General features: G+C 63.6%; 20 protein-coding genes and 3 tRNA genes. 5 read left to right on the forward strand and 18 right to left on the reverse strand.

The window, feature by feature from the left end; genetic code table 11:
- Positions 1-22: 22 nt before the first annotated feature.
- Together JKF87_RS13250 and JKF87_RS13255 are read right to left on the reverse strand one after the other, a co-directional pair.
- Positions 23-98, reverse strand: a tRNA-Thr gene (locus JKF87_RS13250).
- Between the two features lie 56 nt (positions 99-154).
- Positions 155-592 carry an HIT family protein gene (locus tag JKF87_RS13255; protein WP_201100361.1) on the reverse strand — a complete coding sequence of 146 codons (438 nt, stop codon included), beginning with the start codon at positions 590-592 and terminating at the stop codon, positions 155-157.
- A gap of 115 nt (positions 593-707) precedes the next feature.
- Between JKF87_RS13255 and JKF87_RS13260 the strand changes: the two genes are divergently transcribed.
- Positions 708-1070 carry a phage holin family protein gene (locus JKF87_RS13260; protein ID WP_201100362.1) on the forward strand — a complete coding sequence of 121 codons (363 nt, stop codon included), beginning with the start codon at positions 708-710 and terminating at the stop codon, positions 1068-1070.
- A 63-nt stretch (positions 1071-1133) separates the two neighbouring features.
- Here JKF87_RS13260 and topA read toward each other — a convergent pair whose 3' ends face one another.
- Positions 1134-3770: a type I DNA topoisomerase gene (topA, locus tag JKF87_RS13265; RefSeq protein ID WP_201100363.1), complete on the reverse strand. Its 2637-nt coding sequence runs from the start codon at positions 3768-3770 to the stop codon at positions 1134-1136.
- A 143-nt stretch (positions 3771-3913) separates the two neighbouring features.
- Between topA and JKF87_RS13270 the strand changes: the two genes are divergently transcribed.
- Positions 3914-4108 carry a hypothetical protein gene (locus JKF87_RS13270; RefSeq protein WP_201100364.1) on the forward strand — a complete coding sequence of 65 codons (195 nt, stop codon included), beginning with the start codon at positions 3914-3916 and terminating at the stop codon, positions 4106-4108.
- Here JKF87_RS13270 and JKF87_RS13275 read toward each other — a convergent pair.
- The 3 genes from JKF87_RS13275 to JKF87_RS13285 all read right to left on the reverse strand — a co-directional run bounded on the left by JKF87_RS13275 (position 4105) and on the right by JKF87_RS13285 (position 4820).
- On the reverse strand, positions 4105-4506 hold the full coding sequence (locus JKF87_RS13275) for an OsmC family protein (protein WP_201100365.1): 402 nt from the start codon (positions 4504-4506) through the stop codon (positions 4105-4107). The genes JKF87_RS13270 and JKF87_RS13275 overlap by 4 nt on opposite strands.
- Before the next feature lie 106 nt (positions 4507-4612).
- A tRNA-Asn gene (locus JKF87_RS13280) sits at positions 4613-4687 on the reverse strand.
- 58 nt (positions 4688-4745) lie between these two features.
- A tRNA-Asn gene (locus JKF87_RS13285) sits at positions 4746-4820 on the reverse strand.
- A gap of 61 nt (positions 4821-4881) precedes the next feature.
- On the opposite strand from JKF87_RS13285, the gene JKF87_RS13290 reads away from it, so the two are divergent.
- Both JKF87_RS13290 and JKF87_RS13295 read left to right on the forward strand, forming a co-directional pair.
- Positions 4882-5691, forward strand: coding sequence for a TrmH family RNA methyltransferase (locus JKF87_RS13290; RefSeq protein WP_201100366.1), 810 nt, complete (start codon positions 4882-4884; stop codon positions 5689-5691).
- A 617-nt stretch (positions 5692-6308) separates the two neighbouring features.
- Positions 6309-6650, forward strand: coding sequence for a hypothetical protein (locus JKF87_RS13295; protein ID WP_201100367.1), 342 nt, complete (start codon positions 6309-6311; stop codon positions 6648-6650).
- A gap of 570 nt (positions 6651-7220) precedes the next feature.
- On the opposite strand, the gene JKF87_RS13300 is transcribed toward JKF87_RS13295, so the two are convergent.
- From JKF87_RS13300 to JKF87_RS13350, 11 genes are all read right to left on the reverse strand, one after another.
- Entirely contained in the window at positions 7221-7550 is a 330-nt protein-coding gene (locus tag JKF87_RS13300; RefSeq protein ID WP_201100368.1) for a hypothetical protein, read from the reverse strand.
- Between the two features lie 234 nt (positions 7551-7784).
- On the reverse strand, positions 7785-8372 hold the full coding sequence (locus JKF87_RS13305; protein WP_201100369.1) for a lysozyme: 588 nt from the start codon (positions 8370-8372) through the stop codon (positions 7785-7787).
- Positions 8373-8680: 308 nt separating this feature from the next.
- Entirely contained in the window at positions 8681-8989 is a 309-nt protein-coding gene (locus tag JKF87_RS13310; RefSeq protein WP_201100370.1) for a hypothetical protein, read from the reverse strand.
- A complete protein-coding gene (locus JKF87_RS13315) occupies positions 8986-9384 on the reverse strand; it encodes a hypothetical protein (protein ID WP_201100371.1) in 399 nt (132 codons plus the stop codon). The genes JKF87_RS13310 and JKF87_RS13315 overlap by 4 nt, the downstream gene beginning before the upstream one ends.
- A gap of 57 nt (positions 9385-9441) precedes the next feature.
- Positions 9442-10269 (reverse strand): hypothetical protein, encoded by an 828-nt coding sequence (locus tag JKF87_RS13320; RefSeq protein ID WP_201100372.1) that lies wholly within the window; start codon positions 10267-10269, stop codon positions 9442-9444.
- A gap of 13 nt (positions 10270-10282) precedes the next feature.
- A complete protein-coding gene (locus JKF87_RS13325; protein ID WP_201100373.1) occupies positions 10283-12229 on the reverse strand; it encodes a sialate O-acetylesterase in 1947 nt (648 codons plus the stop codon).
- A 195-nt stretch (positions 12230-12424) separates the two neighbouring features.
- Positions 12425-14278, reverse strand: a complete 1854-nt coding sequence (locus tag JKF87_RS13330; protein ID WP_201100374.1) for a phage tail protein — start codon at positions 14276-14278, stop codon at positions 12425-12427.
- 1 nt (position 14279) lies between these two features.
- On the reverse strand, positions 14280-14816 hold the full coding sequence (locus tag JKF87_RS13335) for a DUF6950 family protein (protein ID WP_394368884.1): 537 nt from the start codon (positions 14814-14816) through the stop codon (positions 14280-14282).
- Between the two features lie 277 nt (positions 14817-15093).
- The gene (locus JKF87_RS13340; protein WP_201100376.1) at positions 15094-15690 is read right to left on the reverse strand and encodes a hypothetical protein; all 597 of its coding nucleotides are present in this window, start codon (positions 15688-15690) and stop codon (positions 15094-15096) included.
- Positions 15680-16357, reverse strand: coding sequence for a hypothetical protein (locus JKF87_RS13345; RefSeq protein WP_201100377.1), 678 nt, complete (start codon positions 16355-16357; stop codon positions 15680-15682). The genes JKF87_RS13340 and JKF87_RS13345 overlap by 11 nt, the downstream gene beginning before the upstream one ends.
- Entirely contained in the window at positions 16357-18858 is a 2502-nt protein-coding gene (locus JKF87_RS13350) for a coiled-coil domain-containing protein (protein WP_201100378.1), read from the reverse strand. The genes JKF87_RS13345 and JKF87_RS13350 overlap by 1 nt, the downstream gene beginning before the upstream one ends.
- A 634-nt stretch (positions 18859-19492) precedes the next feature.
- On the opposite strand from JKF87_RS13350, the gene JKF87_RS18655 reads away from it, so the two are divergent.
- A complete protein-coding gene (locus JKF87_RS18655; protein WP_201100379.1) occupies positions 19493-19723 on the forward strand; it encodes a type II toxin-antitoxin system HicA family toxin in 231 nt (76 codons plus the stop codon).
- Between the two features lie 57 nt (positions 19724-19780).
- On the opposite strand, the gene JKF87_RS13360 is transcribed toward JKF87_RS18655, so the two are convergent.
- Positions 19781-20600: phage antirepressor KilAC domain-containing protein (locus tag JKF87_RS13360; RefSeq protein WP_236261369.1), on the reverse strand; the 820-nt coding region annotated here is incomplete at its 5' end.

A 20600-nucleotide genomic window follows, 5' to 3' on the forward strand; every position in this document is an offset into this window, starting at 1 on the left:
TTGACGCGGAAGGGCGGGGAAGTGGTGCCGGCTGCAGGAATCGAACCCGCGACATCCAGTTTACAAAACTGGCGCTCTACCAACTGAGCTAAGCCGGCGTCCTTGATGGACAGGCGCGCCTTATGCGGACGGATTGCATAAGGCGCAAGATGGGTCAGTCCAGTTTCTCGGCGATGCGGGCCGCCAGAGCTTTCAGCGTGTCGGCATCTGCCATCGGCGCATGGCCGTGGCCCTTCAGTTCGCGGCTGCTCCAGCGCGGTATGATGTGGAAATGCAGGTGGAAGACCGTCTGGCCGCCTGCGTCGCCGTTGAACTGCATGATGGCCAGGCCCTCGGGCTGAAGGGCCTGCTCGACGGCCTTGGCGGTGCGCTGCAGGGCGGCGGTCAGGCGGGCCAGAACCTCCGGCTCGACCTCCAGCAGATTGCGCGCCTGCGACTGCTTGGCGATGATCAGGACATGGCCTTCCGACTGAGGAAAAACGTCCATGAAGGCCAGGACGTGCTCATCCTCCCACACCTTAACCGAGGGGATTTCGCCGCGCAGGATCTTGGCGAAGATATTGTCGGGGTCATAATCGCCGTGCAGGCTCATGGGGGGCTCCGAAGCGCGTTGTCGATGCTGGATAGCAGCCGATGCTGAGGAACGGGAGCCTTCGTCCGCATCGCGCGTTATGGTCAAGCTTCAAAACATTTTCATCGAGGACGACATGATCCGCTTCATCATCCAGGCCCTGGTCACAATGGCTGGCCTCTGGCTCTCGGCCAAGGTGGTGCCGGGCGTGGACTTCACCAACAATGGGTCATTGATCGCAGCGGCGATCATTCTGGGCGTCGTCAATGCGGTGGTGCGCCCGATCATGGTGGTGCTGACCCTGCCGTTCACGGTGCTGACCTTCGGTCTGTTCCTGCTGGTCGTGAATGCGGCGATGATCGGTCTGACGTCGCTGTTCCTCGATGGGTTCGCCGTCCATGGGCTTTGGGCGGGAATCGGCGCGGCGATCGTGACGGGCGTGGTCAGCTGGATCGCCGGAGCCTTCATCGGCGGCGGCGACGAGCCGCGTCGGGGATAAAATTGAAAGAGGGAGCGGTCATGCACTGACCGCTCCCCCCATCCGTCTTACTGGGCGAGACGTCTATTCCTCGACCTTGGCCTTTTTAGCGGGCACCTTCTTGGCGGCTGGTTTCTTGGCCGCAGCCTTTTTCGGAGCCGCAGCCTTCTTGGGCGCAGCCGCCTTCTTGGCGGCAGGGGTCTTCTTCTTGGGCGCGGCGCCTGCTTTTGCGGCCAGCAAGGGCAGGGCGTCTTCCAGCGTCAGGTCTTCCGGCGCGGCGCCCTTGGGCAGGGTCGCGTTGATCTTGCCCGACTTGACGTAGGGGCCGAAACGACCGGCCATGACGTGGATCGGCTCGCCCGTCTCCGGGTGGGCGCCAAGGTCCTTCAGCGGCGCGGCGGCGGCACCGCGTCCTGGACGACCCGCACGCTTTTCAGCCAGCAGGGCGACGGCGCGGTTCAGGCCGACCTCGAACACTTCATCGATGTCCGAGACGTTGGCGTAGGTGCCCGCGTGCAGCACGAAGGGACCGTAGCGGCCAAGGCCTGCCGTGATCATCTTGCCGTCTTCCGGGTGAACCCCGACCTCGCGCGGCAGGGCCAGAAGGCGCAGCGCCCGGTCCAGATCCAGCGACGCAGGCGACCAGCCCTTGGGCAAAGATGACCGTTTGGGTTTCTCTCCATCCGGCGGCGTGATTTCGACATAGGGGCCGAAACGGCCGATCTTCAGCTGCACGGGCTGGCCGGTCGCCGGGTCGATGCCCAGTTCGCGGTCGCCGCTTTCCGCCGATCCGTCCTCGGCCGAGGGCGAGGCGACGGGGCGTGTGTATTTGCATTCTGGATAGCGCGAACAGCCGATGAAGGCGCCGAAACGGCTGGTCTTCAGGCTAAGCTGGCCCTCGTGGCACAGGGGGCATTCGCGCGGATCAGAGCCGTCGCCCTTGTCCGGGAAGATATGGGCGCCCAGGCTTTCGTTCAGGGCGTCCAGAATGGCCGTGGTGCGCAGTTCGCCAGCCGCTTGAGTGGCGGCGTGGAAGTCCTGCCAGAACTCGCGCAGCAACACCTTCCAGTTCAGGTCGCCTGCCGACACCTCGTCGAGGCGCGTCTCAAGCGCGGCGGTGAAGTCGTATTCGACCCACTTGCTGAAGAACTGCTCCAGGAAGGCCGTGACCAGCCGTCCCTTGTCCTCGGGATAGAAGCGGTTCTTGTCGACGCGGACATATTCGCGGTCGCGCAGGGTCGACAGGGTCGAGGCGTAGGTCGACGGGCGGCCGATGCCCAGTTCTTCCAGCTTCTTGACCAGGGTGGCTTCCGAATAACGCGGGGGCGGTTCGGTGAAATGCTGGTCGGTGCGGATGGCGTCGACCTTGGCCTTGGCGCCTTCCTTCAGGGCGGGCAGGCGGCTGGTGTCGTCGCCTTCGTCCTCTTCCGAACCCTTCTGCTTTTCGTCGCGGCCTTCTTCATAGACGGCCAGGAAGCCGTCGAAGGTGACCACCTGGCCGGTGGCGCGCAGGCCGGTCTGGCCGTCGTGCGTCTCGATCTCGACCGTGGTGCGGTCCAGGCGTGCGGCCTCCATCTGCGAGGCGACCATCCGCTTCCAGATCAGCTCGTACAGACGCTGCAGATCGGAATCGAGGCGCACGGAATCGGGATGGCGCGCGATATTGGTCGGCCGGATCGCCTCGTGCGCCTCCTGGGCGTTCTTGGCCTTGACCTTGTAGAAGCGCGGCTCAGACGGGACGTAGGCGGGGCCGTATTCCTTGCCGATCACTTCGCGGGCCTGGGCCAGACCTTCCGGGCTGACCGAGACGCCGTCGGTACGCATATAGGTGATCAGACCGCCGGTTTCGTCGACGCCTTCATACAGTTTCTGCGCCGCCTGCATGGTGCGTTGGGCGGTGAAGCCCAGCTTGCGCGAGGCTTCCTGTTGCAGGGTCGAGGTGGTGAAAGGCGGCGAGGGATTGCGGCGGACCGGCTTCTTCTCGACCGAGTTGATGGTGAAGTCGCCGGCGTTGATCGCGGCGCGTGCGGCGCTGGCCGTGGCTTCGTCCTTGATGTCCAGACGCTGCACGCGCTTTCCGGCGTGCTTGACCAGACGGGCGGTGAAGGGCGGGCTGTCGGCGTTCAGGTCGGCCTCGATGGACCAGTATTCCTGAGGCTTGAACTTCTCGATCTCCATTTCGCGATCGACGACGATGCGTAGGGCGACGGATTGCACCCGTCCGGCCGAGCGCGCGCCCGGCAGCTTGCGCCACAGGACCGGCGACAGGGTGAAGCCCACCAGATAGTCCAGCGCGCGGCGGGCCAGATAGGCCTCGACCAACTCCATATCCAGCTGGCGCGGATTGGCCATGGCCTCCAGCACGGCGGACTTGGTGATGGCGTTGAAGGTGACGCGTTCGACGTGGGTGTCCTTCAGCGCCTTCTTCTTGTTCAGGACTTCCAGAACGTGCCAGCTGATCGCTTCCCCTTCGCGGTCGGGGTCGGTCGCCAGGATGACGCGGTCGGCGCGCTTGGCGGCCTCGGCGATCTCCGACAGGCGCTTGGCGCCCTTGGCGTCCGCCTCCCAATGCATTGAAAAGTCGTCGTCGGGCAGGACCGAGCCATCCTTGGAAGGCAGGTCGCGGACGTGACCATATGAAGCCAGGACCTCGTAGTCCGAGCCCAGGTATTTATTGATGGTCTTGGCCTTTGCGGGGCTCTCGACGATGACGAGGTTCATGATTGGTTCGGTCTCGGGAAGGGGCGCGAACGTGGTTGGAGCGGAGCCGCGTGTCAATCGTCGGCTGCATCACGCACGTATAGGTAGTTTTAATCTGAATATGTGCTTGTATAGGTTGTCGGACTGATTCCAAGAGTATAGCCATGGCGACCGCTCATCCCGGACCCCGCTCAAAGCCGCCTGCACCTCTGTCGGCGGGTTCGCCCCAATTCCCCACGCGCCATTATATTGGGGCCATGTGCCTGGAGATGGCGCGCATGGCCAAGGAGGACGGCGACGAGGTGTTGGCTGACGTGCTGCGCAAGGCGGCGCAGGAAGCGGGTGCGCCTAGAGCCTAGGAAACGCTGAGCGTCGTCTGAATCGGGACGCCGTTCTTGATCGCCAGGGTGACCGGCGTGCGTTCCGCCACGTCGGCCAGGCGCGCCTTCTGTTCATCGGACAGCGATCCGGACGGAACCAGCACCCGGTCGATTCGCGGCGGCTGCTCTCCACCTCGGTATTCCAGGCGGACCTCCAACGCTTCCAGCGGCCATTCCTTCTTGTCGGCATACATCTTCAAGGTGATGGCCGTGCAGGCGCCGAGCGCCGACACCAGCAGGTCGAACGGGGCGGGCCCGGCATCCTGACCGCCCAGCCGCTCCGGTTCGTCCGCTGTGAAGCTGTGCTGCAGATCGCCGCCCGTGGCGATGCGGGTGACGTACCGCGTGGCGCCGATATTCGCTGTCGCTAGAGCCATATTGACCTCCCCGAGCCTGTTCGACCCAAGATGGCGCCGTTCAGACGCATCGCCAACAGATGCTCCGTGAGCAGGGAGGATTTCTCAATCCGATCAAATGCCTGAGTGGCTCCGCGGGTAGGATTCGAACCTACGACCAGCCGATTAACAGTCGGCTGCTCTACCACTGAGCTACCGCGGAACTGCTCTGGACTTATCTAAGTTGGGAGCTGGAAGCTCAACCATATCAAACACCCGAGTGGCTCCGCGGGTAGGATTCGAACCTACGACCAGCCGATTAACAGTCGGCTGCTCTACCACTGAGCTACCGCGGAACTGCTCGGGAGCGGCGCTATAGCAGTGCCCGTTCGATTCGTGCAACGGGAAAAGTGCGCCATGAATCAGTTCGTCGTCTCCGATCCTCAGGATCCCCGCATCGCCGCCTTCCGCGATATCCGTGAACGTGATCTGACGGGACGCGAAGGCCTGTTCATTGCTGAGGGCGAGGTTGTCGTTCGCGTGCTGGCGTCCGACGCCTCGGAATGCAGACCTCGCGCCCTGCTGCTGGCTGAGAAACGGGTGGCGGCGCTGGCGGACGTTATCGCCGCCCTGCCGGACGACGCGCCAGTCTATGTTGCGGCTCAGGACGTGCTGGATCAGATTGCAGGGTTTCACCTGCATCGGGGCATACTGGCCCTGGGTGAAAAGCCGCCGGTGCTGTCGCTGGACGCCGTCCTGGGCGAGGTGAGGGCGCAGGATGTGTTCGTCGTCGCCAGCGGCATCGGCAATCATGACAATATGGGCGGGCTGTTCCGCAATGCGGCGGCGTTCGGGGCGCGGGCGGTGCTGCTGGACGGCGGCTGCTGCGATCCCTTTTATCGCAAGTCCATCCGCGTCTCGGTCGGCGCGGTGCTTAGGACGCCGTTCGTGGTGATGGACCGGGCGCAGACCATCACCGAAGCCCTGCAGGCGGCGGGCGTCGATGTTCTGGCCCTGACGCCTTCCGCGACCCAGACGCTGGCGGACTATCGGCGCAAGGGCCCGGCGGCGGTGGTTTTAGGCTCTGAGGGCCCAGGCCTGCCCCGCAGCGTCATCGAAAGCTGCACGGCGGTGGGCATACCGATGGCGGGTGGATTCGATTCGCTGAATGTCGCCGCGACCAGCGCCGTAGCTCTGCATCACCTGCAATGGGCGTCGCGACCGTGACTTGTGGTCATTTTAGGCTGGCCTTTGCGGCTGACAGCGACCGATCTGCTTGAAGATTGAGGGTTGTTCAAATGGCGTGCGGCGGCAATCTTAGATGGTCTGAGGCTGTACGGCGTCGATAGCGCCGCCTCGATCTGACAATCGGAGGATTCCATGATCGCTGCCTTCATGTTTGCGCTGACTCTGGGTGCTCAGGCCTCTGAACCGCCCAGGATTTGGGCGTCGGATGAGGTTCAATACACACGGCGACCGATGCCGGATTTTCCCATGACCGCGCGCGCCAATCGAGGGCGGGTCCATTTGATCTGCACTGCGACAGGGACTGGCACAGTCTCTGGCTGCCAGATTGAAAGCGAAACTCCAGCAGGCGAGGGATTCGGACGGGCGGCAGTTCAATCCATGCGGGGCGCGCGCATCAGCAAGGGGCAAGACAGTCCAGCGGCGGGCGATGTGGTCCGCGCGCAAATCTCGTTCTGGAATGGTCGGGGAGACGCGCCATGATAGCCGAGACGGGGGCTGCGCAAGCTTGCATTCGCGGCTTCGGCGGATCGCCGACGCGTTTGTCGATCCCGCTCGCGTGATTTGACGGCGGGGAAGGGGCGGCGTTTCGTCAGTCCATGATCGTGCTCGCTCTTTTGACCGCCTTGCAGATCGCGCCGGAAGCGGCGGACGAGGTTGCGCGGTGGCGCGAATGCGTCACCCGGCACGCTGCGCCCGGACAGCCGTTGCGGCGAATGCCCGCCGCGACGGTGGACGCGGCCCTGGCGCAATGCGCCCCTGAGCAGGAAGCAGCGAGGCGACGGATCGAATCGGAACTCAGACATGGAGAGAATCGCCGAGGGCGTCGTCAGGCCGCGCAGGAAGCGCAGCGTGTCACCCTGGAAATCCGTCAGGGGATTCGCAGCGGGCTGATCCGTCGGGTGCGCGCCAATGATCCGGGACTGGGGCCGAACGGCTGATTGGGCCGCAGAAACGAAAAAGGCGCGGACCGTGGGGTCCGCGCCTTTTCTGTATCGCGATGGAGGCCTGACCGGGAATCGAACCCGGGTGCAAGGATTTGCAGACCACGACTTGCGCCGAAAATACAAAACTCAAGCAGCAAACCGCTCTGAGTTATCCCCACGAGCGCACTGGATCACAGAGGCGGTTGCAAACTATCTGTTCTCTTTTCGTTCGCGTCGATGTAGGTCGCTTCTCCTCGGGTCGGTGGCACGACGGAGGACGAAATGTCGCAGCCCCTACCGCTCTCAGAGCGCCTTCTGCTGATCGCTGAACTGGACGCGCGGACAAGCCCGGCCAAGCCGTCCGCAAATGACATCGGCGCTATCGCCCGAGGCCTCGCCTACTTCGGCCGGGTGTCGGAGCATGATCACCGCCTGGCGGTCGAACGCGAAATGCGACGCCGGCTGCTTTCGTTGTCGTGCTTAATGATTAAAGCTGAACTGTCGCTCTTACTGCCTTTCGTTCTTCGCGGTTTGCTGCGGATGCAACAGGAGGATTTCGCGACAACATGCGACTTTGTCGCTCCTTTAGCCCGCCCACAACCTGCGCCACCACGGCCGCTCGATCTGTCGCACCGCCTTCGCATCACGCGCCTCGCACGAGGTCACGATCTCCACCACATCCGACGTGCGGCCATTGGCGCGGGCCAACTGCCCGGTCTGCTCGATGCCGAACACCTGCCAGTCGGCCTCAACGGCATCGCTCGACGGCAAGGCGGCGGACGGAACAGGCTCAGTCCACCCGCGCGGGATCAGTGAGGAGCAACCGACAGTCGGGGCCAGCACTTGGGTTGATCCGGCACACGCCCCTACGAGCGGCGAGATTAGCAGCAGAGCGATCAGGGGCTTGGCGAACATCGGCGGTTCCTTCCTTCACGGCGTTGGAGATTTGGTCGTTTCGGGCGTCTGAGCGGTCACGGACGGCGCTGGCGTCCTGCGCGGCCCCTGTGCGCCCTTCGGCTAGGGTCTGGCCTGCACGGACCTCCTGACGGCCCTGTACGCCCCTGTATGAGCAGAAGGCTCCGAACAGCAGGAAGGCAACGAGGACACCGACGAGCAGCCAGGAAGTCGGGGTGAGGGTGCGGATGACGTTCATGCGATCACCGCGTCCAGCGCCTTGCGGACATCGACCATGCGGACGTTGCGGAAGTCGGGCTGATAGGACGGCTTCCGAACCGGATAGACCTTGGCCGACCCCTTCGCCGACCATTTGCCGCTGAAGAACAGGTCACGCTCTGCGGTGCGCCTGCCGATGATCTCCGGCGGGTTGCGCCAGTTCATGATCTCAGTACGCGCCGTGGCGACCTTTCCGGCCTTCCACGACTTGACCCATTCGGCCCGCCCGATCGCGCCCGTATTGTAGTGGAACGACAGGGCCGCTGCGAACTGCGCTTCCGTCAACACCTCTCCCTTGAATGCCGCGACAACAGCCGGGACGTATTTCTCCGTCAACAACCAAACGAAGATCTCCAACGCCCGCTCAAGCGTCGAGGGCTTGTCGAGATAGCGAGGGTGCACCTGATGGCCGCTGGCATTGGTCACGCCGACGCCCCAGGTCCAGACGTCGACAGAGTCCTTGTAGGCCTCCAGAACGATAGCCTCGTGCTCGATCAGCTCCAGGGCCACGCGGGCCGTGACCTTCGCCCACGCGGGCGTGCTGGCGGATTTGATGTCCGTCATCGTCAGTCTCCAGATTGTCAGATTAAAAGTTGGAGTTGCCAAAAGCGGCGCTTTCAGCAACTCTCGCGTGTCGCTGCGCCACTGACCCGCGCGACACGACGGCCCGCCAACGCCACCCCGTCAGCGCGGGCCGTCACCCCGATTGAACGCAGGATGACGTTGATGGCCGAGGATCACACACCGATTAAGCACCGGCCGCCTGTCGTTCGGCTTGCGGTCGCGGTCGGGATCAGCGTGGGCCTCTGGGTCGTGACCGCTGGGGCGGCGTGGCTGATTGCTCGGGCAGTCTGAGCCGCGAACCGGGTTCGTCAGAACGGGCGTCGCCGCCAAGACATCCGCCCGTCCTCAACCCCGTCTAGCTGGTCCACGCGCCCCATGATCCGCTTGCCGTGGCGCGCCGCCAGATAGAGCGCCAAGCCCGACAGGAACATCAGATCAGGCAATCCCGGCCCTGCGCCGAACAGCCGGGCAGGCGCCGCCCAAACCAGCCCGCCCGCCATGACGCACAACCCGATCCGCTGGCATCGGGTGACCCGTGCGCCCCAGCCGATGATGGCGGCCATCACAACCAAGCCGACGATGAAGGCCGCCGCTGCGGCGGAAAGCCAGGCGATCATGATCCATCTCCTTCACGGTTGCCCCCCGTGATGATGACGCCTCCGACCTGTATGCGGACCAGAGACAGCGGATCGCGGCTATAGCGCGCCGCTGCCTGCGCCAGGCCGGACAGCAGCACCATGCCGAAAGTGCCGGAAACGAAGCCGACGAAGCCGACCATCTGGACCGGCAGCGGTCCCTCGCCGGGCCAGAAGTGTTCGGCCAGCGCAACCATGGCCGGGGCGATCCACAGCACAGACGCCATGCCCGCCGCTACGCTCAGCAGCTTGCCGCGAATGGTCAGTTTTTCGCCGAACGCCATGCTGAGGATGGCGCCCGCGAACCCCGGCACATAGGGGCCGATCAGGCGCACAAAGTCAGCCAGCGCCCCGGAAGGTGGCGGTGTATCAGCCATGATGGCACCTTTCAGGTTTTTGGGGCGACGATAGGCGTGTGAAGTTTGGTTGCGCCGTTAAGCCAGCGGGATGCCGTAAGTATCGGCTGCCGCTTGGATCAAGGCCTGAAGTTTGCTCTGGCACCTGGCGTCGTGGTGTAGTGATCTATCGAATGTGGCCACCTGCGCCACGCGGATCGGACACGCTGTATTGTTTCCGCCCGAGTTCGCGTAGCCCCACTTGGATGAGTTTCCAGACAATACAGGCCAAGGTGAAGGTCCAACCCCAGTGGGCGTGATTTCTGGCGTCTTTGAGTTGAGATAGGTTGCGATCTGCCTTGTCGCCGCATCGCCGCAGACAACTATGAGGTTCGCTGCATCCTCCCGCACCTTCCCTGTCCTCGTCAGGGTCTGGACGGTCGAGCCGTAAGGCAAAGTCAATCGCAGATCTGCAGCACTGAGAGACACACCAGGACCGTATGGCCCTGAACCTACAATCGCCAGTACGCCGGTTGCTTCGGGCGTCGGAGGCAACCAAACCATTGCTATTGAGAAGCTTGCCGTCGTGGCAGAGCCGACACGCTCACGCCAAGCCGCATTGCTGTTCGCTGAAAAGTCGTGCGATGGAGCATTAACGACGGCGCCACTTGGCATGGTGGTTGGAAATCCGCCGTCGGAGGCAACGAGGACCGGAGCCACACCGGTCACATTACCGATTGCGGAACCCGTCAGACGATCAAGCGGGTTGCCGCCAATCTGTCTGCCTCCCCAATAGGCGGATTTAAGGGCGGCTGGACGTACACTTAGCGCCGCAACGGCCTGATCATAAGCCGTCAACGGCAGCACAGGCTGCGATGCGTCGGCGCCGGTGACGCCCTGGGCGATGAGAGCGGGGATGAGTGACATAGCAAAGGTCCTTTCAGAGGATCGGGATGTTCTGGACGCAGGCCCATTTGAAGAGGGGCGAGCCGTCCGCGCGGGTGGCGGTGGCGGAGTCTCTGAGGCACGAACGGGGTCCGGTGACGGGTCCGGCCAGCGCCCCGGACACCCCGACCCGGGCAATGCCGATGGCAGGCGAAGTCCCGGTCGGGACCGCGCTGAGGGTTACTGTCAGAGTGTCCGTGCCGCTGATCGCGACCCCAGTCACCGTCACGCTGTTGCCGCCGACCTGACTGAAGGTGACGCCGTACATCCCGTCAGCCGTGTTGGCGACCAAGGCAGTGTCGAGAACCAGATCCCCTTCGGCCCCAGCCATTGTCAAAGTGACCGTCGTCCCTGACCGCGTGGCCCCGGTGGCGACGAGCGAAGGCTGCGCCACACCGTCCACGATCCGCCGTGCGATGGCCCTGCCCATGGTTTCGGCGAACATCCGGGTAGAGGCCGCCGTCAGGTGCAGATTTGTGGTGTGCGGATAAGGATAGAGCGGCCCAACACAGATGAACCGGGTCGGGTATTGGGCGGCAAGTTCGACGATGGCCAGAGGCGTCGTGTCCGTCGTGACATTGGACTGGGTCCAACTGCACGACTGTGCGCCGGCCAGAAGCACCGGATTGACCTGGGCGGTTCCGATCACGGCGAGGATGATGGCCCGAATGTCGGTGTCGAGGTCGGTCTGCAGCTGGGCCAGGTCGGCCTTATAGAACGCGGTGTTGACGTTGGCCTCGCCCTGTAACCACCAGATCGCCGGGACAGTGAAGGGCAGGCCGTGCATGGCGCATATCACTGCCGCGCGCGTCACGCCCTTCAGCAGGTTGGCATAGGGCCGCGTGCCTTTCTTGAGCGCCGAGATCGGATAGCCGCCGACGCCAAAGGTGCCGTTGATCGTGTAGACGTCAGCCGCCAGGGCGCCGGGCCGGGTCAGGGAATAAGCCACTCCACTGGTCGGGGTCTCACCAAGGTTCAGGAGCGGGTCCAGGCTCTCGCGCAGCCGCCGCAGACAGGCGATTTCCGCCAAAGGCAGCGCCGCGCTGGCGGGAACGGTCTGGGTCAGGCGGGCGCCGCGAGCGAACATCAAGGCGCGCTCACTGAAGGGTGCGGGGGTCACAACCTCGACATTGGTCCCGCCGTTCGAGTTGGATTGACCGAAGCCGAAATAGGCCTGCACCGAACCCGCGCTCAGCAGATGGGCCTCTTTCGACAGAAGTTCATCAGAGATTTCGACCGCCCCCCCGCTGTAGGCCGCAGCGCGGACGTAGCTTACGGTGTCGCCGTTCTGGACGAAGGCCGAGGGATCAGCGTCCGGCGGGGTGATCGTGACGGTGCGGCCATCCCGGGTGACGACTTGGATTCTTCGGTTCGGCGATGCTCCAACTATCGGCAAAGCGACAGCCGTTGGAGGGTCTTGTCGCCGCACGTATTGAAGCTGTGACGGCAGCAATACACCGGACAAAAGATTGCCACGCTCATCGAACGTGCCAGAAGCATAAGCCTCAATAAGAGGCGCCACCACTTGTGCGCGCGGCTCAATGATGGGGACAAGAGCTTGACCTTCAGCGCCTTCGCCCTGGATCAGACGCCCTTTGCCATCCACTGTGACGACAGCCGTTCCAATCGGCACGTCGCCCGGCAGCAGGATAGCTGTCGCCGTGCTGCGGCCCGTCGGATCATCAACGGTCACCACCGGAGCGCCAAGTGCTGAAGTAGCCTGGACGAGCCGCATCGAGCTATCCGCAACAACCGCTGAGGCCGCAACAGTCATATCTCCGGTGAGCAATATCCCGAACGTCCGCGACAGTCCTCCAGGAAGCGACAAGGCCACCCCGTCGGCCGCAGCGACCGCTTCATCCCGCGCCGCCGTCGCCTCGTCGGCAATCGGCTGCAGCAAGGCCCTCGCCTCTTCCAGATCGCCGACCGACGCCGCCGCCAACGAAATATCCAGCGCGCGGCCGATAGCGCGGATCGCCGCCTTCTCTGGCTCATTGGCGCCAGAGGCCGGAACGCCGTCCAGATTGAAGTCGCGGTACACGCGTCGGAACAGTTCCGCGAATGACTGAAGATCAGTCATGACACCCCCGATGTTTGATGATGCGCACGCCGTGCGCGGGTCAGCCGCTGGACGGCGTCAGAGTTGGTTTTGCTGACCGCTGCCGCCGCCCCAGCCGCCCGGAGGCGTCGGATTGGACGGGAAGTCGCCGCCTGCGTCTGCAGTCGCCTGCCAGCCGATGAAGACCCACGAGCCGCTGGCCATGGCGTTGGTCGCGAAATCACCGGGCAGGGCGGCGTAGCCGACATCAGCACGCCAGAAGACGCCGTACTGGGTTAGAGACGCCAGGCCCGTCAGGGTCGCCGCAGGCAGGTCCAGGGCCGAGCCATCGGGCAACACACCGCTGAAGGCCACAATGCTGATCGTGTCGGCCGTCGCCGAGGTGGGGAACTGTACCGTCCGGTTCACCAGAATGCGCGCCGGTTCCTGACCGCCCGGCACGACAGGCGGTTTCTCCGCCTCGGGCACGTTAGGGGCCGGGGCCGCCCCGCCGTCGATGTTCACGTCCGCCTTGATGATGTCGAACACGACTTGAGCATTCGCCAAATCCAGTTCGACGTTCATCACCTCGACCACCACATCGGCCATGGACGACAGTTCGGGGTTCTGGATGCGGATGAACCGCTCGCCCAGGCCGTTCAGCCCATAGATGTCGGCGCGGACCTGACCCTGACGCTCTGCCGTCAGGCGGGTCATCTTGCGGCGGCCCAGCTCCATGGATTGCGTCGCGCTGGGGCAGAGAGGCAGCTGCAGCGGCTCGGACCGTTCCATGCCGTTGCGGGCGTCGATGTCCGCCTGGTCAAAGACCGTCCCGGCCTCGACCTCGGTATAGTCCTTGTCGCCGTCGACGAAGGAGATGACCAACGCATTGCAGGCCTCTTCGTCGGTCTGGAAGGCGCGCCAGCTGTAGCCCTGGATATGTTCGGCCGTCAGTGTGAAGGTCGGGGCCACATAGCGTCCGGCCTTGATCACCAACCGCCCTCGGCCATCGGTGGACAGCCAGCCGTCAAAGGTGGCCAGGATGGATTCCCGCACCGCCTGCGGCTCGGTGTTGACCGGATAGTTGCCGGCGCAGCGATAGCGCGCCTCGGTCACGCCGTTGCGGGTGACGATCTGGTCGCAATAATCGGCCTCGACCTTCAGCGCCGCCAGCACGGGCGCGATGCTGCGCTCCCAACTGCGGCCATGGCGATGCCATTCGATGAAGACCAGCCAGACGACCGGATTCCAGCTCATCTTCCAGGTCGCCGGATTGCTGCGGCTCTGGCTGGGATCGCGCCAGTCATAGCAAACGGCGGCGCCGACGATGGAGACGCTGGGCTCGCCATTGGCGAAATGCCGGGCGAAGCTCTCACGAGAGCGGTGCTGGGCGAAGATGCCGATGGAGGCAATGCCGTCGCCCCGGCACGAGGTCGGCCAGTAGGACCCAAAGTCGCGGGTCAACATCGAATAGTGGGTCTCGACCGGGTTCCCCAGCCGCGTCTGGATTTGCAGCAGGTCGCCCGAACCGAACATCTCGCCCGGCAGGCCCTGAACCCAGCCCTCTGAGTTACGGGTGACGATGTTGTCGTGCTCATAGACGCGGATGATCGAGGCCAGACGCCCCTCGCACACCGCCAGCACGGCGCCGTATTTGTTGCCGTTCGCCTCCCGCAACATGAAGGCACCCGACATCCGCGAGGGACCGCCCAGAGCATGAACCCGAACGGGCCGGGGCTGTTTACGCGGCAGCTTCTGGCCTTCGGGGTCAGGCATCTGAGCCCGCGCGACAGCGGACAGGCCCATGCTGACGGCCGTATAGATCGTGGCCTGCGCACCGTAATACAGGGCTGCCGTGACGATGGCATGGGCCGTGCCGCCATAGGCCAGGCCGGTCGCGGCGAAGGCCCAGTTTGCGAAGGCGGCCGCCGCCGCAGGAATGGCTTGCGGCATCTCAGACGCTCCACGCACAAATGATGCGGTCAGGAACCCAGGTGACCAGACCGTCGCCCTGCAGCGCCCAACGCTGACCCAGGCAGATGCCGCCATACAGCTGGCCGGACTTCTCGATGACCCCGACATCGCCGCGAACCGGGTTCGCCGTTTTCTGAAGGCCCGCTCGATCAGCGCAGTCAGTGACGACCGCCTCCATCTCGCCCAGACGGCGTAACAGGCGCACGCGGCCACGCAGGGTCCGGTACTGACCCCGAAGATGGGCTGCAGGGTCGTCACACCCGCGCACGGTCATGACCCAATCGGCTAGCACCAGGCCACAATCCGCCACCCCGTCGTCGAAGGCGCGACAGGCCATGCGTTCCAGAAAGGCGTCGAGTTCGACTCTTTCTTCGGATTGACGCAGGCTGCGCGCCTCACAATCGAGGGATGAAATGGCTAAGCGTCGAGTTTCAGGAACACCGAAGCCGCTAGGCTTCACAGCGGACGTGGACGGGGCGGCGATTGGACTGCCCACCCCGCAAGGCGAGTTCATCATTGAGGTGCCGATCCAGCACCTTCCCGATTTGATGCACTTGAGCGCCCAACTCCTTCAGGCGTCAGCCAAACAATATGGGCGTCCTGCTGACCCACCAGTTCTGCCAGTGTGGAAATGGCAGGCGGGGGCAGGTAGCGCCGTGATCCACTTGCGGTTCCAAATAGAAGGCGGCGGAGCATACGCATTCTCCTTCCCGAAGAAGTTGGCGGCGGATTTGCATTCTGGCTTGGGAGAGGCGCTCGGATATCGAACCGAGCGAACGCATCGACCGAACTGATCAGCCGGGCGCGGGCCAGGTGATGGTGCTCTCCTGGGTGTAGAGCGGAACGCGGTCGCAGAAGGTGTCGGTCGGGCTTCGGCGCTTCTGATCCGCCGGGGTGTAGAAGGCCAGATGCGGACGGGTCCGGTCAGTGAAGCCTGAGCCGACCGACAAGGTGACGCGACGGGTGATCTGACCTTCGTCCGAGCTGCGATCCACGGCGGGGACATCGGCCGTGCCTTCCCAGAGCCAGGCGATGACATCGGCGGGCTGCCAGTGCTCGTCGAAGAAGATCACCCCGACGTTGACGATGGCGCCGCGCACCTCATCCGCATCAGCGTCCGCCAGCCGGAAGGTGTCGTAGTTGGCACCATCAAGGGCGAACTCAATCCGTTCAGCCAGCCCGCCGATCAGTTGGCGCAGGGCAGGGAAGTCACCCACCATGCCGATGCCCAGATAGATGCCGCCGGTCAGGTCAACATCATCGGCGGGGAGGGCATAGTCGCCCACGCCCAGCCATGCTCGGACATAGCCCGTCTTGGTCTTCAGCAGGAAGAACAGCGAGAAGCGCGGCGCGCCCATCGCCGACATGGCTTTGGCTTGTTCAGGCAGCACGAGTGAAATCCTCCACCCATGATGCCGTTGCCTCCAACAGACCCGCGCCGCGCTGAGCATCGAGGGCGTCAAGAAACTCATCGGGGTTCGCCAGCTTGCAGACGCAGCCGACGCGCAGGAAGTTGATCTCGGCTCCGACCGGCACGGCCTCGCGAAGGGGAGGGCGGAATTCGACCTTGTCCCCATCAACACGGGCGATGCGGTATTTGCGCGTACCCATGGTCAGATGCGTGATCGAGAAGTCCTCGCCGCCCTGGATCACGCCGGAGATCATTGCGATGGTCAGGAACGAGGCCCGCAACCCAGCGGCAACGGCGACTGTCGCGCCATGAGGGGCTGACGCATACAGGGAGCCGTCACCGAAGGGCGCGCCGTCGCTGTGGGTGACTTGAGCCGTTGTCAGATTGCCCGGCGCAAACGGCTTTGTGTGCGACCAGACCACCATCTTGCCGATACCGGCATCGAGACAGGCCTCAATAGCTCGGATCGCCTTGATGGCGTCTCGGCCCTGCACAAGGATGTTCTGCTCGCCGACCCACAGTCCGCCGCCATCAGTGCGAGCCGTGGGGGATGAGCCCGCGACATTGATCCCGCCATTGATCGTCACACCCCGCAGCCGCCAACGCTCGGAGCGCGGCGTCAGCAGGTCCCAGGGCCAAAAGTCCATCAGGTCGTTCCGAGGCGTCGTTGAGACTGCTGGATGGACGCCGCGCCCTTACGAGCGATGGTCGTCGAGGATCGGATGGCGGCGGCAGTGCCAGCCGATACCTTCTGGTTCACCTCAGCCAGCAGATCGGCCGTGGTCAGGGCTCCGCGCATGTCGAACACCTGTTGCGCCTTCGAGGCCTGAACGCCCCCATGTCCAACCAATGCCGGAACCCCGCTCAGGAGACTTGGAGGGGCTGGGAAGGCGCTCAGGCCAACCATTCCGTCAGCGAACTTCCGCATGTCGAACGTTCCGGCGTTCATCGACCGCAGGATCGATCCATATTTGCGCGTTGCTTCAGCGTTGATGATCGACTCGTCCGTCGAGATGCGGATCGGCTCTTGGTCAAGCAGGGCGAAAATCGAATCCGTGCGAGGGCCGCCCGGCCCACTGACCTTTCCATCGCCTCCAACTCGGCCGTCAGCGAAGCCGAACATCCGCTTGCCCAGAGAGAATGCCGTCTGCATCCAGTTCCCGCCGCTGGACACAGCTCCAGCTGCCCCGCCACTGGTCTTGCCGTCTCCGAACAACATCGCCGCCAGAGGTTCGGTGATCCCGCGACGGACGGAGATGGAGAGCAGGTCAGCGAGGATTTGCTTCGACACCGATCCGAACACGTCGCCCAACGACCGGGTGTTCATGATCGCATCGACCAAGCCGGAGTTCAGGCTGTCGAGGCCGCGTGCCGAGATGTTCTCCAGCGCCTGGCTGATCTGCTTAGCGTCTTTCAGGGACTGGTCGCGCCAAGCCGCCAGCGGAGACAGGTTGTTGCGGACGACCGCCGCCGTCTCTTCCTTCTCGATCTTGGCGTTCTGGGCCATCGCCGCGTCGCGGTCGGCCTTGGACAGACCTTCTTTGCGGTCCAACTGCAGTTGCAGGGCGTCTCGGCGCTGCTTCTGCGTGATGGCGAGAAGCTGCAGTTCGATCTGCTGGCGCTCGGCCGCAGTTCTGGCGCCCGCGCTCTGGAGCGAAAGCAGGTTCGCCGTCAGGTCCGCCAGCAGCCGCTCGTTGGCGATGCGCTCGTCCTGAATGTCGCGGAAGGCCGTGTCGGCGAGGATGCGGTCCTCAAGGGCGTCAGCTTCCTTGTTCGCCAGATCGAGCCTAGTCCTTTCGGCGGCTTTGATCTCGCCGCGGATCGTCTTGCTCTCGATCTCCGCGTCCCGAGCAGCCCGCTCCATGGCGATCTGATCTTGGTTCAGATCATAGCGCTGCTGGGCGGTCAGGATGTCCCGTTCGGCGACTTGGAGAAGGCGCTGTTTGGCCCGGTAGATCTCCTGCTCGATACGCTCGGCGCGGCGGGCTTCACGCTCGGCGGCACGCTGGGCTGAGTTGTCTTGTCGTCCTGGAGGGACAGTCAGATTTGCGTTGTATGTAGGCGTGCGTCGGCGGGTGGAAGGCGTCGTACCGCCTCGCTGATTGAGAAGGGCCGGATCGTCTTCGTCCACGCCCTCGCCGCGCTGAATGCGCCAGTAGAGCGTGTTGGCGTCATTGGCTTGGTTCCAGCCTTCACGAACGCCGCTCCAGTCGCCCTTGACCAACGACGAAGCCGCTTTTCCGAAGCCCTGAAGCCTCATCGTGTTGGCTTCTGTAAGGTCCTGACCCTTGCGTTCGAAGCGTTTGAAAGCTTCGGAGAACTCGTTGAGTTTGTTCAGGGCATTTGCCAGCCAAGTCGTGAAGGCGATCACCTCATCAGAGAGCCCGATAAAGGCACCTGCCAGTTGGATGCCGATGACTTGCGACAAATCCTCCAACTGACCTTGCGCGGCCGCACCCTTACGGATCAGTTCCGCATCCATCACAAATCCGAGGGACCGCGCTTCATCGCGCAGTCGGGCAACTTCGTCGCCACCTTCCCGCAGTGCTGTGACCAGTGGGCCAAGCCCCAGCTTTTCAGCAATCGCCGCCCGGTCGCTCTCGCTTTTCAGTGCGCCAATCCGGTCAACGACCTCATCTAACGCGGACTCGGTGTCTTTGAAGTTTCTGAGGTCTTCGGGTTTGAGCAGTAGGGCGCCGAACCATTTGGCGTCGGCTTTTGACAGGCCAGCCGCTGCCGAAGCTAGCTTGTTCGAGAACGTCTCCAGCGATCCGCTAACGGCACTGGCATCCTCGCCGGTTTTGCGGGCGACGTATTGCCACTCCTGAAGGGCAGAGGTGGAGATACCGATGCGCTGGGCGGAATTCGCCAGGTCGTCAGCCATCTTCAAGCTGGCCTTGCCAAACTGCAGTGCCATAGCCAGTCCAGCAGCGAAGACGGCGGTTAAGGCTGCAATTCCAACCGCGAGCCCCTTGGCGGTTCGAGCCATTCCAGAACTAATCCGGTCTCCACCAGCGCCCGCCTCACGTTCCATCACGCCGACTGAGCGCTTGAGATCCACCTCAGAATCTCGCAGGTCCTGCTTGAGCTTGTCCTTGGTGGCACGCAGCTCAAAGGCTGCTGACCCAACAACGTAGGCGTCAGACATGGGCGGGCTCCGAATATCGGGGGGAGGGCGAGCGCCCAAAGAAAAAGGCCCGCCGAAGCGAGCCTGTTCGAATTCTGTTCAGGGTGACGCGCTCAAAGGGCGGTCGTAAATTTCACCGACGCAATGTGCTGGGCGGCCTTTAGGAGAGGCTGCTGCGCGGGATTGCGACGTTCGCGGTTTGTCTGCAACGATCCATGTCGGTCCCTACACGTCCGCATCGATCCGATGAAAAAAGGGAACCGCCCCTCCGTTGACACCTTTCAGAGTCACCTTCAGGGTGAAAATGCAAACCGGAAAGTGACCTCAATTCGTCCGCCGGTCTGGAGGATTGAATGTTTAAGACGTTGCGCTGTTTTGCGCGTGGGCATGACGGGAAGTACGAGGCGATTTGCATTGACCTCGATATTTCTGTTGTAGCCGGGTCCATACAGGACGTTCAGCGCTGCCTCGGCGAGGCCGTTGAGATGTACGTCCGCGCCGCTCTGCAGGAAGAACCGGCGGTGGCTCGGAGGTTGTTGTCCCGCCGCGCCCCTTGGCATGTGCGCATGGGGTGGATTTGGTCCTTTGCACTCCACATGTTGATTTCGCAGCCTTCGGGGCATGACCGTACTATGCACGCTGGCTACGAGATGCCTTGCCCCGCCTGAACTGTACGTTTGCGCAAGTTCTAGAGATCCTGCTCCGCAACGGCTTTGTCCTGCACAGGCAGGGCTCAGGAAGCCACCAAATTTACCGTCGAGCGGCCGGGAGCAAGGTGTGGCTCGTTACAGTTGCCTATCATACCAAAAGCGATGACGTGCCGATTGGCACCCTTAAATCTATCATTCGTGACAGCGGACTGAGCCAAAAGCTCTTTCGGCGTTAATCGATAGACAGACTCGTCCCTTCGAAAGGGCGGCCCTAAGCCGCCCTGGTTGGTTGGTCAGGCCGCCCTCACGCTCGGTTCCAGCTCTTTAGCCAGCCGGGCCAGACCCTTGGGCGTCACGCGGCACTGAGTGACGACCTTCTCGCTGCCGTCTGATCGGTGAACGGTCGTGGTCTTATGCTCCAGCAGGCCGCTTGCCAGCTTGTCCTGATAGGCCACGTCACCGGCAGCGCCGAGACGCCCGTAAATCCAGCGGTGCGAGCGCAGGAAGGCGAACAGCACCTTGGGCTGAACCTGCAGGGTCTTCGCCGCGTCAGTGATGCACAGCGAGCCTTCCGCTGTAGCGATCCGGTCGAGGGCGTCGGCCTTCGGGGCCAAGTCCGCGATCTGGGCCTGCATCTCCATCTTGTCGTTGGCGTAGTCGGCCAGGAGCAGACGGAGGTGCGCCGGGTTGTTCAGGTCGATGTTCGGCTTCTGGGCCGAGCGTTCCAGCTCTTCCCAGCGGTCGATGATCTTGGCGCGGAGTTCGACGCTGTAGCCGGAGACGAGGATCAGGCACTCGCGGCGGGGGAGGTTGAAACAGGGGCGGTCCTTGTTCTGGCTGTCCCGATACGTGCCCCCAAAAGTGGGGGCGCTGATGTTGAGGCCGTCGAGCATCGTCTTGATGTCGCGAATGACGTGGTCGTGCCGTTTGCCGGTGAGGTCAGCGATCACGACTGACGACATCGTCTGCGGGCCATCGCTGGCGACCGGCAGGAAGGAGAGGGGTTCACGCTTGGTAGGTGTGGATCGGCGTGGAAAAGGGACCCCGTTAGCGGTGTGATCGGCGTCGAATAAGGACCCCTCATTCCTGAGGTCTAACGGTGGCGGCTTGGCG

The organism is Brevundimonas nasdae (assembly GCF_016654005.1).
Taxonomy (GTDB): Bacteria; Pseudomonadota; Alphaproteobacteria; order Caulobacterales; family Caulobacteraceae; genus Brevundimonas; species Brevundimonas nasdae.